The organism is Brevundimonas sp. (assembly GCF_027487935.1).
Lineage (GTDB): Bacteria > Pseudomonadota > Alphaproteobacteria > Caulobacterales > Caulobacteraceae > Brevundimonas.
In genome coordinates this window covers 14,898-31,458 of the sequence record NZ_JAIYCP010000008.1, presented here as the reverse complement: position 1 = coordinate 31,458, position 16,561 = coordinate 14,898, and the positions used below count along the sequence as shown (strand labels likewise).

The 16,561-nt window shown below is 65.0% G+C and carries 18 protein-coding genes; 8 read left to right on the top strand and 10 right to left on the bottom strand.

Translation table 11 applies throughout. The features are described from left to right. Nucleotides 1-5: 5 nt before the first annotated feature. On the top strand, nucleotides 6-566 hold the full coding sequence (locus Q0053_RS03170) for a hypothetical protein (RefSeq protein WP_298095912.1): 561 nt from the start codon (nucleotides 6-8) through the stop codon (nucleotides 564-566). Nucleotides 567-571: 5 nt separating this feature from the next. On the opposite strand, the gene Q0053_RS03165 is transcribed toward Q0053_RS03170, so the two are convergent. The 6 genes from Q0053_RS03165 to gyrA form a co-directional block, all read right to left on the bottom strand. Beyond that, a complete protein-coding gene (locus tag Q0053_RS03165; protein ID WP_298095909.1) occupies nucleotides 572-1,975 on the bottom strand; it encodes an integrase family protein in 1,404 nt (467 codons plus the stop codon). A gap of 175 nt (nucleotides 1,976-2,150) precedes the next feature. Beyond that, nucleotides 2,151-3,041: a peptidylprolyl isomerase gene (locus Q0053_RS03160; RefSeq protein ID WP_298095906.1), complete on the bottom strand. Its 891-nt coding sequence runs from the start codon at nucleotides 3,039-3,041 to the stop codon at nucleotides 2,151-2,153. Nucleotides 3,042-3,045: 4 nt separating this feature from the next. Beyond that, nucleotides 3,046-3,900: a peptidylprolyl isomerase gene (locus tag Q0053_RS03155; protein ID WP_298095904.1), complete on the bottom strand. Its 855-nt coding sequence runs from the start codon at nucleotides 3,898-3,900 to the stop codon at nucleotides 3,046-3,048. 1 nt (nucleotide 3,901) lies between these two features. Then, nucleotides 3,902-4,384, bottom strand: a complete 483-nt coding sequence (coaD, locus tag Q0053_RS03150) for a pantetheine-phosphate adenylyltransferase (RefSeq protein WP_298095900.1) — start codon at nucleotides 4,382-4,384, stop codon at nucleotides 3,902-3,904. Nucleotides 4,385-4,434: 50 nt separating this feature from the next. After that, a complete protein-coding gene (locus Q0053_RS03145) occupies nucleotides 4,435-5,238 on the bottom strand; it encodes an aminotransferase class IV (protein WP_298095897.1) in 804 nt (267 codons plus the stop codon). A gap of 3 nt (nucleotides 5,239-5,241) precedes the next feature. Next, nucleotides 5,242-8,034: a DNA gyrase subunit A gene (gene gyrA, locus Q0053_RS03140; protein ID WP_298095894.1), complete on the bottom strand. Its 2,793-nt coding sequence runs from the start codon at nucleotides 8,032-8,034 to the stop codon at nucleotides 5,242-5,244. Nucleotides 8,035-8,160: 126 nt separating this feature from the next. Here gyrA and Q0053_RS03135 point away from each other — a divergent pair, with 126 nt between their 5' ends. Next, the gene (locus tag Q0053_RS03135; RefSeq protein ID WP_298095891.1) at nucleotides 8,161-8,739 is read left to right on the top strand and encodes a superoxide dismutase family protein; all 579 of its coding nucleotides are present in this window, start codon (nucleotides 8,161-8,163) and stop codon (nucleotides 8,737-8,739) included. On the opposite strand, the gene Q0053_RS03130 is transcribed toward Q0053_RS03135, so the two are convergent. After that, on the bottom strand, nucleotides 8,723-9,292 hold the full coding sequence (locus Q0053_RS03130) for a hypothetical protein (protein ID WP_298095888.1): 570 nt from the start codon (nucleotides 9,290-9,292) through the stop codon (nucleotides 8,723-8,725). The genes Q0053_RS03135 and Q0053_RS03130 overlap by 17 nt on opposite strands. A 57-nt stretch (nucleotides 9,293-9,349) precedes the next feature. Here Q0053_RS03130 and Q0053_RS03125 point away from each other — a divergent pair, with 57 nt between their 5' ends. The 4 genes from Q0053_RS03125 (at nucleotide 9,350) to Q0053_RS03110 (ending at nucleotide 10,866) form a co-directional block, all read left to right on the top strand. Beyond that, nucleotides 9,350-9,736 (top strand): DUF5990 family protein, encoded by a 387-nt coding sequence (locus tag Q0053_RS03125; protein WP_298095885.1) that lies wholly within the window; start codon nucleotides 9,350-9,352, stop codon nucleotides 9,734-9,736. Between the two features lie 81 nt (nucleotides 9,737-9,817). Then, nucleotides 9,818-9,985, top strand: coding sequence for a 50S ribosomal protein L33 (gene rpmG, locus Q0053_RS03120; protein ID WP_055830646.1), 168 nt, complete (start codon nucleotides 9,818-9,820; stop codon nucleotides 9,983-9,985). Nucleotides 9,986-10,150: 165 nt separating this feature from the next. Further along, on the top strand, nucleotides 10,151-10,639 hold the full coding sequence (locus Q0053_RS03115) for a hypothetical protein (RefSeq protein WP_298095883.1): 489 nt from the start codon (nucleotides 10,151-10,153) through the stop codon (nucleotides 10,637-10,639). A gap of 50 nt (nucleotides 10,640-10,689) precedes the next feature. Beyond that, nucleotides 10,690-10,866: a hypothetical protein gene (locus Q0053_RS03110; RefSeq protein ID WP_298095880.1), complete on the top strand. Its 177-nt coding sequence runs from the start codon at nucleotides 10,690-10,692 to the stop codon at nucleotides 10,864-10,866. Between the two features lie 6 nt (nucleotides 10,867-10,872). Here Q0053_RS03110 and Q0053_RS03105 read toward each other — a convergent pair whose 3' ends face one another. Together Q0053_RS03105 and Q0053_RS03100 are read right to left on the bottom strand one after the other, a co-directional pair. Then, a complete protein-coding gene (locus Q0053_RS03105; RefSeq protein ID WP_298095878.1) occupies nucleotides 10,873-12,237 on the bottom strand; it encodes a PleD family two-component system response regulator in 1,365 nt (454 codons plus the stop codon). Between the two features lie 7 nt (nucleotides 12,238-12,244). Continuing rightward, nucleotides 12,245-12,610, bottom strand: coding sequence for a response regulator (locus Q0053_RS03100; RefSeq protein WP_298095990.1), 366 nt, complete (start codon nucleotides 12,608-12,610; stop codon nucleotides 12,245-12,247). Nucleotides 12,611-12,723: 113 nt separating this feature from the next. On the opposite strand from Q0053_RS03100, the gene Q0053_RS03095 reads away from it, so the two are divergent. Then, the gene (locus tag Q0053_RS03095; protein ID WP_298095875.1) at nucleotides 12,724-13,989 is read left to right on the top strand and encodes a DNA polymerase IV; all 1,266 of its coding nucleotides are present in this window, start codon (nucleotides 12,724-12,726) and stop codon (nucleotides 13,987-13,989) included. 77 nt (nucleotides 13,990-14,066) lie between these two features. Then, nucleotides 14,067-15,479 carry an alkaline phosphatase PhoX gene (locus Q0053_RS03090; protein WP_298095872.1) on the top strand — a complete coding sequence of 471 codons (1,413 nt, stop codon included), beginning with the start codon at nucleotides 14,067-14,069 and terminating at the stop codon, nucleotides 15,477-15,479. Here Q0053_RS03090 and Q0053_RS03085 read toward each other — a convergent pair. After that, nucleotides 15,448-16,515: a COX15/CtaA family protein gene (locus Q0053_RS03085; protein ID WP_298095869.1), complete on the bottom strand. Its 1,068-nt coding sequence runs from the start codon at nucleotides 16,513-16,515 to the stop codon at nucleotides 15,448-15,450. The genes Q0053_RS03090 and Q0053_RS03085 overlap by 32 nt on opposite strands. Between the last annotated feature and the right edge of the window lie 46 nt (nucleotides 16,516-16,561).

Below are 16,561 nucleotides of genomic sequence, written 5' to 3'. Positions count from 1 at the left end.
CTCCAATGACGATCACCCGCCATGCCCTCATGGCATCCCTCGCCCTCATCATGGCTGCTGGCGGGTTCGGTGCTCCTGCTTGGGCTCAGGACGCTTCCGGCTTTCGACCCGAGGCCCTGAACGGCGTTTGCACGGACGTGAGAACGGGAAATTCCCAGCGTTATGAAGCGAAGGTCTTGGCAGCGGCAGGTGTAAGCCCCGAAGACTCCCCCGAGGTTATGCGATCCAAAGTGCGTGCATTGTTCGACCAACATAGGCCCTACTGCGAAGGCTTCGACGTTCGTAGAGGCAGCTTGCTCAAATATGCCGTAAATCACGGCACGTCGGCCTTCATCTATTCGGCGATAAACGTTTGGAATATCGACCTAAATCAGGTCGATGTGTCCGATGGGCAAACTGTCCTAGATTATCTCAATGCGGCAATCGGACGGAACGCGGGCAATCCGGGCCGCCGCTCACTTTATGAGAGCTATCATGCGGAGCTAGTTCGGGGCGGAGCCAAAACTCGCGCCGAGCTTGAAGCCGAGGGCCGCCGCTTCCCCGGCATCCCGATCCCCGCACAATAGGTGGCTCACCACGAGGGTGCGTTTGTCCGGTTGGTGTTCGCCCCCTCACAGGACGATGGCTCCGCGAGTTCAGGGAGAAATGGTTTCGGATTGGCCGCTGATCGGGTGGCCTGATAATACCGGTCGAAGGCCGCATCGGTGACCAACACGCTCTGGGCCACCTGGGTCCCTTTGGCCTTGATGTAGTGGGCAAGGGTGATCTGGGGCCGCGCATGGCCAACGTTCTCACTGACCATCTGGAGCGTCGCATTGAACGCGGCGGAGCCCTGTCCCTCAGCGGCTTCTAGGCTGTGGTTGATGTAGGCGGAGCGGAAGTTGTAGGGCCGGACTTCAAAACCGATCTTCTTCGAAAGACGGCGGCAGAAGGTGTTCATGCAGCGGACGGGCTTGCCTCGGCGAGCCGGTTGCGGCGACGGGAAGACCCATGGGCCGGTGTAGCCCGTCGCGTCGCGAAGAGCTTGGGCTCGGTCCAGAATCGCGATGCCACGCGGCCCTACGGTGATGATGCGGGGGCGACCGGTGCGGAGCCACATCTTGTGGCGGTCTTTGGTGACGCGGCGGACCCCAGGTTGGCCCGCCACGGTCTCTATTTCGTCCCAACGCAGTGTCGTGATCTCAGACGGGCGGGCACCCGTCAGAAGGCAAAGGTTCGATGCCATGGCGTTCGCCAGTCCGTTCTTCGCCTTGGGCTGTTCGTAGGTCCACTCGATTGCTCTCAGGATTTGGCGGAACTGGTCGTCTTCCCAGTTCACCGCATGACCAGTCTGGGTGCGGTCCCGGATAGCGTCGATGCGACTGGCAAGCCCATGGCAAGCATTCTTGTAGCCGGGTGGGAGGATGATCCCCGTGTCTTCCCGCAAGGCCCAGTTGATGACCGCGTTGAGGTTTAAGAGCATCCCCTTACAGGCACCACCTCGGTTCGGCCTGTCGTCGGTCGCCGCATACTCCTCTTCACACCACGCCTTGAGAGCGAAGCGGGTCAGGTCACCCAGGTTGGTTTTTCCGAACTTCGCCTTCAACGGCTTAACGTTCGCTTTGACGGTCGCGGTGTTTCGGTTCGGGTGGGCGGTCAGCCAAGCGTCTATGGCCTCAGTCACCGTGGTCGCCGTCTTGGGCTGATAGGCGACCATCCTGGGGTCGCGTTTATCGACCTTCACCATCCGCTGGAGACGGGCGGCTTCCACCTTGGCTTCTTCGTAGCCGATCAGCGGGAACTCGCCGATAGTCATCAAGTTGTTGCGGCGGTGGCCATGGTCGAAGCGGAATTTCCAGAACCGGCGCCCGGAAGATGAAACCGAAAGGCAGAGACCGTTGCCGGTCTTGTCAGGGAAAAGATGCGTCTTCTTCCCCTCCGGGCAAGCCAGAGTTGCTGCAACGCGATCCGAAATTTTCTGTGTCGATTTGGCCAAAGAGTCGGCTCCCAAGGGGGTCTCCGACTCGCCGTAGACGGGTCCGTTCGCTTCTACAACGCTTCTACAGCCGGGAGGGAAACTCGGGTCTAAGCGGGAAAACGGGGGATGGCCCTACGAGGGTCCGTCAAGCAAAAACTCTTTTGCCAGAACAGCTTAGTCCGCCATCCATGGCTTACCCCGTCACCTGAACCGGCAGGTTAATGTCGCAGACCGAGAAATCAGCCCCGCGAGAAACCCGCAACGCGTCCACCATGGCCCTGAAGCGGGACGAGTTGGTCGCCAGCACCCGAACCGCCGGCCGTTCGGCCTCTGCGATGTCGGAGGCGACACGGACCCGGGTCATGCGATCCGGCTCGCCTGTAACCATTCCATTGGCACCCTCGCCGACTCGCAGGCTTCGGACGACATCGAGGCCGGACACCGTCATCCCCCAGACCGTGTAACGCTTGTCCAGAGCGGGATAGGCCTGACGCATCAGGAAGAACTGGCTGTTGGCGGTATCATTGCCATCGTCCCGGGCCATACCGGCCACGCCCGGGCAATAGACGCCCCAGCCGTGCACCTTGCCGTCGCCGGTCAGGGCGAAGGCCGCGTCAGGCTGGGTCTGGATCGGCAGGGAGCGAACAAAGCCCAGGCGCGCGCCGGCGGGCTCGGCCACGACGGTGAAGGGCATGGTCGGATCGCGGCGGAAGGTGAACTCGGCTTCCAGGTCCGGGAAAGGGCTCTGACCCTCACCATTGCCCAGCGGATCGCCGGTCTGGGCCATGAACCAGTCGATGACCCTGTGCCAGGGCACATTGTCGTAGAACCCCCGGCGCGCCAGAAGCTTGATCCGCTCCACGTGCAGCGGAGCCACCTCCGGCGTCAGTTCGATGAGAATACGCCCCCTGGTGGTGTCGATCACGAGCAGGTTCTCAGCGGGCACCGCCCGCCATTCCGACATATCGGCGGTCGTCCGGGACGCAGGCGGGGGCGCCGGGGGCGGCGGGCCGCCGACGTCCTGAGCCAAGGCGGGACCCGCAAGCAGGACGGACAGGGCCGCCAGACCGGCTATCGCGTTCATGGCATTATCCCCCTGTGACTTCGACGATCGGCTGAAGATCGCAAACCGTGAACCGGGCCCCACGCTCGGCCCGCACCTGCTCCACCATGGCAGCGAAAGCCGGGCTGGAGGGAGGCCTGACCCGGACGACCGGACGCTGCCGCTCAGGCAGGGCGGCGGCCGTGCGCGCCCGCGTCATCACATCAGGGTCATCAACCTGGCCGTTGGCCGCCTCGGCGCCCGGCTTGAGCGTCCGGACCACATCAAGCCCGGCAAGAACCCGGCCGAACGGCGCATACAGGCCGTTCAGACCTTCATTGACCCCGGTCATGATGAAGAACTGGCTGTTGGCGCTGTGGGGGTTCTGGTTCCGGGCCATGCCCACGACACCCGGGCAGAAGAGAGCCTGGGCCGCCGTCTTGAAATCCGCCGTCACCATCATTTGCGCGTCCGGCTGGGTGAAGACCGGCATGGACCCTGCAAAGCCAAGCAGACCGGCCTGGCCGGTGGCAATGTTGAAGAACCCCAGATCGCGCCCCCGGCGGAACTGGAACTCGCCCTCAATGTCGGGCAGTTCGCTGCCCCCCTCTCCGGTACCCTGGGGATCACCGGTCTGGGCCATGAAATTCGTCAGCACACGATGGAATTTCAGCCCGTCATAAAAGCCCTGGTCGGCCAGGGTTCGAACGCGTTCCACGGACAGAGGTGCCATCCGCGGCTCCAGCTCAACGAGGATGCGCCCCTTGGCCGTGTCGATAACCAGCAGGTTTTCCGGTGCGACGGTACGCCATTCCGGGGTTGTCGACTGGGCCAGGGCAGGCCCGGACACGGCAAGAAGCCCCAAGGAAAGCGCCCCGGCGATGATGGTATTGAGGTTCATGCTAGACCTTGACCTTGGCCCGCACCATCTCGGCGACGGCGGGGCTGACGAAACTGTCGATCGCGCCGTCCAGACGGGCGATCTCCTTGACCAGACGCGAGGCGATGGCCTGGTGCCGCGGATCGGCCATCAGAAAGACCGTCTCGATGTCGGCATTGAGGCGCTGGTTCATCGCCGTCATCTGGAACTCATATTCAAAGTCAGCGACGGCGCGGAGGCCCCGAACGATGATGCCGGCCTCCATCTCCTCGGCAAAATGCATCAACAGGGTTGAGAACGGCCGCACTTCAACCTTCGACCCCAGATGGGCGACTTCGGCGCGGACCATTTCAACCCTCTGGTCCGTCGTGAACATCGGACCCTTTTCATCATTGCGGGCGACGCCGATGATCAGCCGGTCGACCAGCTTCACCGCACGTCCGATGATGTCCATATGCCCGTTGGTGACGGGGTCGAACGTGCCCGGATACAGGCCGATACGCATCGCTTTCCTCCCTGTCGCTCCAGTGGTTTAGCAGGTGCGAAACCGCCGGCCTAGATCGGCTGCACCGGGTTCGAGACCCAGGCCCCCCGCAGGCGTTCGATCAGACCCGGCCTCATCGCAAAGCTGTGCTCGCCAATCGCCGCAATGGCGCAGGCGGGGGTTGCGCTGTTGCAGAGGAAAGCCGCGTCGAACCGCGCAAGGTCAGCGACCCGGAGCGGCTCTGTTCGCCCGGTCAGACCGGCATCGGCCAGCCCTCGCTGCAAAAGGGCCTGGGCCACTCCGGCAAGCATCGGGGACTGGGGCCAGACCACTTGATCGCCCCTGACGAAGCCGACGTTCCAGAGGCTGCCTTCCGAAATCAGGCCCTCGCCATCCACGAACAAGGCATCGTCGAAACCGGCCAGACGCGCCATGCGGCGGGCGCGGATCAGGCCGAAGGTTGCCACATGTTTCAGATGGGCCGCCTCGCGGACATAGGTCTGGATTTGCAGGCGCGGCGTATCGGCGAGGGCCACAGGCGGCGGCGAGACGGCGATCATCACCCGGGGCACGCCTTGCCAGTCCGGCGTCCTTGGGCTGATTTCGGACGCGAACAGGCTGACCCGCAGCCAGCAGGCCTCCCGCCCCCCCACTGCGCTACGCATCAGACCACGCAGGTGGCTGTCGCCCGGCGCCGCGCCGAACAGTTCGACCGCCTCGGCCTCCAGCCTTGCCAGATGCAGGTCGAGCCCGCGCACGCCGCCCTGCTCCACCCGAAACGAGGTGTAGGCCCCGTAGTTGACCAGGGCCACATGGGTCAGGTCGTCGAGCGTGGCCGGAGCGCCGTCGATGCTGACTTCAACGGCACCCGACATGAATCAGGCTTCGCCGCTCCCGGCGTCAGATCCGGTGCCTGCACCGTCTCCGTCCACCACCGCCTCATCGCCTCCGCCGCTGTCCGGCAGACGCTCGACCGAGACGACCTTTTCGCCGTCGGCCGTGCGGAAGATGGTCACGCCCTGGCTGGACCGGCCGACGATGCGGACCTGGTCGACCGGGGTACGGATCATCTGGCCGCCCGAGGTCACCAGCAGGAGTTCGTCACCGTCCTCGACCGGGAAAGAGGCCGTCAGTCGGTCGCCGGCACGGCCACCCAGACCATGCGCGGTCAGCCCCTGCCCGCCCCGGCCCGTTCGCCGGTATTCATAGGCCGAGGAGCGTTTGCCGAAGCCGGTCTCCGTGACGGTGAGGATGAATTGCTCGGCCGCGCCCAGTTCCGCGATTCGCTCAACGCTGAGGACCGCGTCACCGGCGATGTCTTCCTCGGCATCGACGGCGACCACTTCCTCTTCGCTCTCGCCGGTCGCCCGACGCATGGCGGTTGCGTGTTTGACATAGGCAGCGCGCTCGTCCGGCGTGGCATCGACCCGGCCCAGTACGGCCATGGAGATGACCGCGTCATCCTTCTGCAGGCGAACGCCGCGGACGCCGGTCGAATCCCGGCCCTTGAAGACCCGGACATCATCGGCCTTGAAGCGGATGGCGCGGCCCAGGGCGGTCGTCAGCATGACGTCGTCCTCGGCGGTGCACAGGGCGACCCCCACCATGTGGTCACCGTCCTCCAGCTTCATGGCGATCTTGCCGGCCCGGTTGACGGTCGCGAAATCGCTGAGCTTGTTCCGCCGCACGTCGCCCGAGCGGGTCGCGAACATGATGTCGTAATTGCCCCACTCCGCCTCGTTCTCGGGCAGGGGCAGGACGTTCATGATCGAATCGCCCGGCTCGATCGGCAGCAGATTGACGAAGGCCTTGCCGCGCGACTGCGGATTGCCCAGCGGCAGGCGCCAGGTCTTGAGCTTGTAGGCCTTGCCGTTGGTGGCGAAGAACAGCACCGGCGTGTGGGTCGAGGCCGAGAAGACCCCGACGACGGCGTCATCCTCCTTCATCGCCACGCCTGAGCGGCCCTTGCCGCCGCGATGCTGGGTCCGGTAGGCGTTGAGGGCCACGCGCTTGACGTAACCGCCGTGGGTAACGGTGACGACCATGTCCTCGCGCGGGATCAGGTCCTCGTCTTCCAGCTCATAGTCGCCCTCGCCGATCAGGGTCCGGCGTGGCACGGCAAACTCCCCGCGCACGACCAGCAGGTCCTCGCGGATCACAGCGAGGATGTTGGCGCGATCGCTGAGCAGGGTCAGATGGCCCTGGATGGTGTCCGCCAGGCCGCGCGCCTCCCCGAAGATGTCGTCGCGGCCGAGGCCGGTCAGACGGCTCAGGGTCAGGCCGAGGATGGCGCGGGCCTGTTCGTCGGTCAGGTTCAGCTTGTCGCCGTCGACCAGCATGGAGCGCGGGTCGGCGATCAGCTCGATCAGGGCGATCATGTCGCCGACGGGCCAGCTCTTGGCCTGCAGCCGCTCGCGCGCCTCGGCCGGATCGGCCGAACTGCGGATGATGTGGATGACCTCGTCGATATTGGCCACGGCCACAGCGAGACCGACCAGCACATGGCCGCGGTCGCGGGCCTTGGCCAGTTCGAATTTGATGCGGCGGACGACCACTTCCTCACGGAACTCGAGGAAGGCTTCCAGCAGCTGGCGCAGGCCCATCTGGACCGGACGGCCATGGTTCAACGCCAGCATGTTGACGCCGAACGAGCTCTGCATCGCCGTGAAGCGCCACAGCTGGTTCAGCACCACATCGGCCGAGGCGTCGCGCTTCAGCTCGATCACCATCCGCATGCCGTCGCGGTCGGATTCGTCGCGGACGTCGGAGATGCCCTCGATCCGCTTTTCGCGGACCATTTCGACGATGCGCTCGATCAGGGTCTGTTTGTTGACCTGATAGGGCAGCTGGGTGACGACGATGGCCTCGCGATCCTTGCGGATCGTCTCGATGGTGGCCTGGCCGCGCACGATGACCGAGCCGCGACCGTCGCGCAGGGCGTTGCGGGGCGCCGTGCGGCCCATGATCTCGCCGCCGGTCGGAAAGTCGGGACCGGGAACGATGTCCAGCAGGGCGTCGTCGCTGATGTCCGGGTCGTCCAGCAGGGCGACACAGGCATCGATGATCTCGCCCAGATTATGAGGCGGGATGTTGGTGGCCATGCCGACGGCAATGCCGCCCGCACCATTGACCAGCAGGTTCGGGATCCGCGCCGGAAGGACGACGGGCTCCAGTTCCTTCTCGTCGTAGTTCGGCTGGAAATCGACGGTGTCCTTGTCGATATCGGTCAGCAGGGCCGAAGCGGCCGGGGCCATCCGGGCCTCGGTGTATCGCATCGAGGCCGGCATATCGCCGTCGACCGAGCCGAAATTGCCCTGTCCGTCGACCAGCATCAGCCCCATCGAAAAGGGCTGGGCCATGCGCACCAAGGCCATATAGACCGAGGCGTCACCGTGCGGGTGAAAACGGCCCAGCACATCGCCCACGACCCGCGCACATTTCGAATAGGCCCGATCCGGCGTCATCTTCAGGTCGTGCATCGAGTAGAGGATGCGACGATGCACCGGCTTCAGCCCGTCGCGCGCATCCGGCAAGGCCCGGGACACGATCACGCTCATGGCGTAGTCGAGATACGAGCGCCTCAGCTCGTCCTCGATGGTGATGGTAGAGATGTCGCCGCCGCCGCCGCCCGGGATCGGGGGAAGCGCGTCGTTATGGCTGTCGTCAGTCAAGGAAATCAGGCTTTAAATGGCCGGAATCGGAACGTGATCCGCGAACGTGTTTTCTAGCATCCGGGGACGTCGGTGGCAAAGAAAAGCCCCCCCGGAATCCCTCTGTCCACATAAGGATATCTCATCATGCGCCCGAGCCGTTTCCTCGCTTGCCTAGCCATACCTCTCACCGTCGCATTCACGACGGCACAGGCGCAGACGCCACCGCCTTCCGCGCCCGCTCCGGCACCCGTGGCCACCGCGGTGCTGAAGGCGACCGACGGATCTGATGCGGGGATCGTTACCGCCTATCGCGGCCCATTGGGCATTTTGCTCAGGGTGGAGGGCCGGGGCTGGCCCGCAGGCTGGCACGGCGTCCACCTTCACGCGGTGGGCCGCTGCGACACGCCCGGGTTCACTTCCGCTGGAGCCCATGTAAACCACGCCGAAGCCCGGCCGCACGGCCTCCTGAATCACGCCGGTGGCCCCGACCTCGGCGACCTCCAGAACATCTGGGCAGGTCCCGACGGCACAGCCAATGCCGAGGTTTATCTGGCAGGGTCGGGCCTCGGGATGCACGGCATGGATCTGCTGGACAGCGACGGCCTGTCCTTCCTGGTCCACGCCAATGCTGACGACCATATAACCCAGCCCATAGGCGGTGCAGGCGCACGCATCGCCTGTGGCGTGTTCGAAGCCGCCGCCAGGTCTACTCCGCCTGAGTGAGCGGCCGGGTCAGGTCGAACTCAACCCGCAGATATCGGTTCGGACGGCGAAGCTCATAGGCGTAGAGCCGACCCGGATGCACCTCGACGGCCCAGACGTTCGTGGTCGAGACCGAGGCGTTTCCGGCGTTGAACAGTTCGATCGAGAAATCATCGACCGGGAACGTCTGACGGTTCGCCGTCCCGGCCGAGGTCGTGTCGCCGCCATACCAGTGCAGGCCGTCGGGATTTCCCTGCGGGTCGCGGTGGTCGTGCTTCAGCGTCAGCCCGCCGTCCTCATTGCGGCTGATGACCCAGGTGCGCGACCTGTCCTCCCCGACCCAGAAAGGAATGCGAACCTCGTCGGCCGAGCAGTCGCGCACATGCATGACCAGGCGCGCGGCGGCGAAATCGGCATCGGCGGCGTCGGTCGTCACAACCCGGCCGAGGAAGCGTTGGCCGCACAGGGCGTTGAGATTGGCCATGAAGGCGTCCTGTTGCGGTGCCGGTGCCGGGACGGTGGCACAGGCGGACAGGGCAAGAACGGCGGCGGCGAGAGCGGCAATGGGTTTCATGGGCAGAGCCTAGCCCGAAGTCCCGGCCTCGCCTAATGTGCCGCCATGGTCGCAACCGTGACGCTTCGCCTCATCATCGACGACCCCGTCCCGGGCGTGCGCTACAGCCTGCAGAAGGACGATATGCCGTTCGAGCCCTGCACAGCGGGCGACGGACCGCTCGCCTTCGAACTGCCTGTTACCCTGCATCCGGACGGTCGCATGACGGGACCCTTCGTCCGTCGGGAAGGACCGCGGCGACGCTTTGTCTATATCCGCATCGGCACCTCGGCAGGCGATCACGCCAGCGCCTGGAGCCGGCGCGCCAAGGTCGACATCCACACGATTCCGGCGGCGCTCTTGGTTCCGGGTGCCCTGCTGGAAGTGCATCTGCCGGGGCGAGCCAGGGACGGATCCCCCGCCTGCGCAACGGTTCGCCCGGTCATGGAATGGCGGCCTGTCTGACCGGCGTTGACTTTGGAGCGCGCCTGAGTATGTTCCGCGCCTCTCATTTCAGCGGCTTTCGCCGTCGCAAAGGTAATTCCGATGGCCAAGCCGGCTTCAATCAAGATCCGCCTGAACTCGTCCGCTGACACCGGCTTCTTCTATGTGACCAAGAAGAACGCCCGGACCATGACCGAGAAGATGGTCGTCAAGAAGTACGACCCGGTCGTTCGCAAGCACGTCGAGTTCAAGGAAGGCAAGATCAAGTAGGATCTCGCTCCTGACCGTTTTTTGAAACGCCCGGCCGAAAGGTCGGGCGTTTTGCTTTGGAGCCCGGAGGCCGCTTCGCGGGCCCGGTGAATCCGGCTGACGCCAGCGCGCAGGGCCGCCATAATCCTTCGCGGGCCGTCAGAGGGCCTGTTGACGGCTCCGTCCATGTTGAACTGGTTGAAGACACAGACCGCACGCCGCACCGCCGGGCAACAGGGGTCGCGAAACGCCGCGGATGAGTCTTTCGAGGAGGCGATGGCGGTCTGCCCGCCACAGGCCGCGGCCCGACTGATGTCCGCAATCCGGAGTACCGCCTCCGCCCTTGGGTCAGAGCCCTGGCAAGGCCCGCTCCGCCGCCATCGCGGCCGGATCATCGTCATTCTGGCCCGGCAGCTCGCAGACGCCGATCAACGGCTGGGTTCCAGCTACTGGACCGGTGCCGACGGGCACAACGTCGGTCGGGATGTCTATCAGGCCTATGGCATCGCCCTGGGTGTCGCCCGCAGGGCCAGGTCGCTCGAAGACCTGATGGCGACCCTCATCGCGGCCTCGGCGACCTACCGCAGCGGTCCGGGCGATCCGGACGGCTACGGCTCGGCGACCCTCGGAGAGATCGAACGCGATTTGAAGGCGCTGTCGGACCAGATCGCCTGAAGCCGCTCTTTGCCCGCACAGCCGCCTTGCGGGCGTGCTAACCTGCCCGGATGAGTGTCCCGACCGACGGCCCGCCGATCCCGCCCGAAAGCCCGGTTCAACGGGCGCTCCGTCTCAAGCAGGAAGCCATCGCCGCACGGGAAAAGCCGCCTCGCGGTGGCCGTTTCCAGCGTGAACAGGCGGCCCGCATCGCGACCGGCAAGTCCAAGCCATGGATGAGCCGTTAGCCGGCTTCAGGCCGCCCGCGCGATGACCTGGTTCCGGCCGCGCGCCTTGGCCTCATAGACACCTTCGTCGGCCCGCTTCAGCAGGGCGTCCGGCGTATCGGAGGCTCCGGTACTGGCGGCGACGCCCACCGAAACGGTTACGGTCAGGGCCTCAGTGCCCCCCATGATCGGAAACGGCTGGGCCCCGACGTCGCGCCGGATCCGGTCGGCGACCTGGGCCGCGTCTTCCAGGCTAGCCCCCGGCATGACGACGACGAACTCCTCACCGCCCAGGCGACACGGCAGGTCTATGGCGCGGACATTGGTCGCCAGGCGCACCGCAAACTCCCGCAGCACCTCATCCCCGGCGTCGTGACCGAACCCGTCATTGACCAGTTTGAAGTGATCGATATCGAGGACCAGAACAGCCACCGGATCCCCCCCGTGCCCGGCCCGGCTCATCAGAGCCTGAAGCTGGCCCGCCATGTAGCGACGGTTGTGCAGGCCGGTCAGGGCATCGGTGACGGCCATCTCCAGGCTGTAGTCCAGCTTTTGCTTGAGGAAGTCTGCGTAGCGCTTCCGCTTGATCTGGGTTCGGGCGCGCGCCTCGAGCTCCTCGGAGTCAACCGGGCGCAGCAGGATATCATTGACGCCCAGTTCCAGTGCCTTCAGCAACCGGCCGCGATCGGCCGGGTCGACCACGGCGAGGATCGGAATGCGTCGGGCCGCCTCGGTCGATCGCGTCTGGGCGACAAAACGCAGGCCGTCGAACTCGGCGCTGGAAACATTGACGATCATGAGATCGATGGGTCCGCGCGCGGCGATCATCGCCGCCGCCGGGTTGCCCTCGACCATTGGTCGATGCTCGCCCGACAGATGATCGACCATCTTCTGCACCTGACGCGCATTGTCGTCCACAATCAGAATACGTCCGCCCGAGCCGCGCAGACGTCCGGCGCCGTCGGTCTCGACGCCGAGCCGACGGCCACTTTCCTCGCGCTCGCGCAACTCATCCATCACCGACTTCAACCGCAGCAGGGAGCGCACCCGGGCGAACAGGATGACGTCGTCAATCGGCTTGGTCACGAAGTCGTCGGCCCCCGCATCGAGGCCCTTCAGCTTGTCCTCACGCCCGTCGAGTGCCGTCACCAGCACGACCGGGATGTGACGCGTCACCGGATCCGCCTTTAGCCGGCGGCAGGTCTCGAACCCGTCCATACCCGGCATCATGACGTCGAGCAGGATGATGTCCGGGCGCTCTTCATAAGCGACCTGCAGGGCCGAGGAGCCGTCCCCGGCGGTCAGCACTTCATAATACTCGAGCGTCAGCTTGGCCTCGAGCAGGCGGACGTTCGCTTCGACGTCATCAACGACAAGAATACGAGCGGTCATTCGGTCCCTAACCCAGATGTTCCCGCACGACGTCGAGGAAATGCATCACTGAGATGGGCTTGGAGATATAGGCTTCACATCCGCCGCTGCGGATCCGCTCCTCGTCGCCCTTCATTGCGAAGGCGGTGACCGCGACGACAGGAATATGGCTCAGTTCCTCGTCGTCCTTCAGCCATTTTGTGACTTCCAGACCACTGATCTCGGGCAGCTGGATGTCCATCAGGATCAGGTCGGGCTTGTGGAGCCGCGCGAGCGCCAGAGCCTGCAAGCCCTCGCGGGTCTGCAGCGTTTCGTAGCCCTGCGAGTCGAGCAGATCATGAAAGAGCTTCATGTTCAGCTCGTTATCCTCGACGATGAGGACTTTCTTGGACATCATCACCCTGGCCTGATCGTCTCCCGGTGCGGCTGCCCGGAGGCTCGGCACCTTCTTCGTGCACATTGACCGGACGGGTCTTAAGTTGGGGTGAAGCCAGCCTTGGAACTCCCGTGTCGATCCGCGCTATCTGCCGTGACTGCCTCCATACCGGCGACCAAGGGGTCGAACGGTGCCCGGCCTGCGGCTCGCGCCGGCTTGTCTGCCACGACGAGCTGGACCAGCTGACCATCGCCCATCTGGACTGCGACGCCTTCTATGCCTCGGTGGAAAAGCGCGACCGGCCCGAGCTGCGGGACCGGCCCGTCATCGTCGGTGGCGGCAAAAGGGGCGTGGTCTCGACCTGCTGCTACATCGCCCGCCAGTATGGCGTTCACTCGGCCATGCCGATGTTCAAGGCGCTGAAGGCCTGCCCCGAGGCCGTGGTCATCAAGCCGGACTTCCGCAAATACATGGCGGCCAGCGAGGCCATATTCGGCGCGGTCGGCAAACTGACCCCCCTCGTCCAGACCCTGTCGCTGGATGAGGCCTGGATCGGCCTCGCCGGCACCGAGAGGTTGAACGGCGGCTCGCCGGCCTTTCAGCTGATCCGGCTGCAGAAGCAGATTGAGGCAGACACCGGCCTGACCGTCTCGATCGGCCTGGCTCCAAATCGCTTTCTCGCCAAGGTGGCGTCCGAACTGGACAAGCCGCGCGGCTTCTCGGTGCTGGGATCCGAGGCACCGGCCGTGCTCGCGCCGCGCCCGGTCTCCATCCTTCCCGGCGTCGGTCCGGTGTTCCGCAAGACGCTGCAGAGCGACGGCTACGCGACCGTCGGCGATCTGGCCGCAGCCGATGTCCGGGATCTGGTGCGGCGCTATGGCGAGACCGGTCTGCGCCTGCATGATCTCGCTCATGGTCGTGATGCCCGCGCCGTCAATCCCGGCCATGAGCGCAAGGGAATGAGTGCCGAAACGACCTTCGATACAGACCTGACAACGGCCGGGGATCTTGAGGCCGAGCTTTGGCCCCTGTGCGAAAAGCTGGCCTCCAAGGCCCGGCAAGACGGCGTCGCCAGCCGGGTCCTGGTGCTCAAGCTCCGTCGTACCGACTTCAAGATCGTGACCCGGCGAATCAGCCTGCCCGAGCCGGTGCAGACCGCCCGCGCCCTGTTCGCCGCCGGGCGGACGCTCATGGCCCCCGAACTGGGCCGCCCCTACCGTCTGATCGGCATCGGCATGGGTGAAGTCATCGATGCCCCCGATTCCCATGCCCTGTTTGAGACGGCCGAGACCCGGGCCCTCAGAACCGAAACGGCGATCGATGTCCTGCGCGCGAAATTCGGAGCGAAGGCGGTGGTAGCTGGACGCGCGCTGAGGAACGGACAGACCGCGAGATGAACAGGCGGCGTCACAGAACCATGATGACCGCGGCCGCCGCGCCGGTCATAAGCGCCGAAGCATTATCGGAGCCTCCCATGCGCCCCCATCGTCGTGACCTGATCGCCGGCTCCGCCGCCGCCTTTGCCTTTACCGGCCTGGCCCACAGTGTTTCGGCCCAGGCGGCCTCCTCGGAAGAGACCTATGTCAATGAGGTCCACGGCTATGGCCCGCTGATCCCGGACCCCAACCGCCTGCTCGATCTGCCGGAGGGCTTTTCCTACGAGGTCATCTCCCAGAGCGGCGACACCATGGACGATGGTCTCTTCGTGCCGGGTCAGTTCGACGGCATGGGGTGTTTCCAGCTTGACGGCACGCGCGTCGCCCTGGTGCGCAATCACGAACTCAAGGGGTCAAGCGGCCTGCACCGCAATCTCGGCCCCGGTGGGTTCCATCAGGAGCGTATCGCACTGCTGGACCCGGCCAAGGGCTATGACACTTACAAGAATGGTCGGCCGCTGCCGGGCGGCACGACGACCCTGGTTTACGATCTCGAGACCCGTCAGGTCGTCCGACAGTTCCTGTCCCTGTCGGGCACCAGCACCAACTGCTGCGGTGGGCAAACCCCGTGGGGCAGCTGGCTGACCTGCGAGGAGACCGAAGAGACCTCGGCTTCGGCGGACGTCACCAAGGACCATGGCTATGTCTTCGAGGTCCCGGCGAACGCCACCGGCCTGGCCGACCCGGTCCCGCTGAAGGCCATGGGCCGTTTTGAGCACGAGGCGGTCTGCGTCGATCCCCGTACCGGCATTGTCTATCTGACCGAGGACAAGTCCGACGGCCTGTTCTACCGCTTTATCCCTACGACACCGGGTAAACTGGTCGAGGGCGGCCGACTGCAGGCGATGGCCTTCCGCGACGCCCGCGGGTCGGACAGTTCAAACACCAGAAATCGTATCTGGTCCGTCGGCGACTGGCGGGAGGTCGTCTGGATCGACATGGAGGATGTCGAGAGCCCGGCCGGCGACCTGCGCAAACGCGGTCACGCCGCCGGCGCGACCCTGGTCGCCCGGGGTGAAGGGATCTTCTGGGGTGACGAAGAACTGTATCTGACCGCGACCTCCGGCGGTCCGATCGAGCGGGGGCAAATCCTGCGTTATGTCCCGTCCCGCTTCGAAGGCTCGGCAGGAGAACGGCTGAGCCCGGGTCGAATTCAGCTTTTTGTCGAGAGCACGGACGAGAAAACCATCAATATGGGCGACAATCTGTGTGTCGCGCCCTGGGGCCATCTGGTCGTTTGCGAGGACAACTATTCCTCATCCATCCGCAACCATGTGAAGGGCGTCACGCCGGACGGTAAGCTCTATACGATCGCCCGGAATGTCTTCACCGGTAACAGCGAATTCGCAGGATCCGTGTTTTCGCCGGACGGGGAAGTCCTTTTCGTCAACATCCAGTATCCCGGGATCACCTTCGCGATCAGAGGCCCCTGGCTCTCGATCCGGACGTAAACAGCCTGGCCTGGGAGCGGCGCACAAGCCACAGGTTGAGCGTCGACGTGGCCAGCACCAGCGCCGCTCCGGCCTGGTGCAGGGCCCCCAGCCAAAGGGGTGTGGCGCTCATGAGCGTCGCAATCCCCAGCAAGGCCTGCAGCCAGAGGGCCCCCGCGACCGCAAAGGCTGCCGCCCCGAGTCCCTCGGCCAGCCGCCAGCGCCAGGCCTGTACCGCATAGAGGGTTCCACCGATCAGCAGCACATAGGCCCAGATGCGGTGATTGAACTGCACCAGCGCCTGGTCATGCAGGAAGGCCAGACCGCCCAGGCCCCAATCCACCGGTGCCAGCACCGCCCCGTTCATCAGGGGCCAGTCCGTATAGATGAACCCGGCCTTGGCCCCGGCGACCAGTCCGCCCAGCAGACACTGGAAGAAGACGGCGCCGAGGAGCACCGCCGCGCTGCGACTCCAGACCACCGGCGGACGGCTGTGCGATGCGCCGTTCCATGCCTCCATACCGGTCCAGATCAGACCCATGAAGATCAGCAGGGCCAGACCGAGATGGGTCGCCAGCCGCTCGGGGGCGACATCGACCCGCTCGGACAGGCCGCTGGACACCATCCACCAGCCGATCAGGCCCTGCAGGCCGCCGAGGGCCAACAGGATGGTGCAGCGCAAGACCAGCCGTCGCGGGATCTGGCGCAAGATCAGGAAAACAGCGAACGGCAGGGCGAAAGCCGCACCAATCACCCGCCCCAGCAACCGATGGGCCCATTCCCACCAGAAGATTTCCTTGAACTCAGCCAGACTCATGCCGGCGTTGACCTGGGTGTACTGCGGAATGGCCCGGTATTTCTCGAAAGCCTCTTGCCAGTCGGCCGCGTTCATCGGCGGCAGCGCCCCCATGATCGGCTTCCACTCGGTGATCGACAGGCCTGATCCGGTCAGGCGGGTAATGCCCCCGACCACGACCATGATGAACACCAGGGCGGCACAGCCGAAAAGCCATATCGCGACCGCGCGGTTTTGTTCGCTACCGATGAAACGCTTCATTCGACGTCTGCCGTCCTGACCGTTACAGTGCCCCTGCGATCCTGGA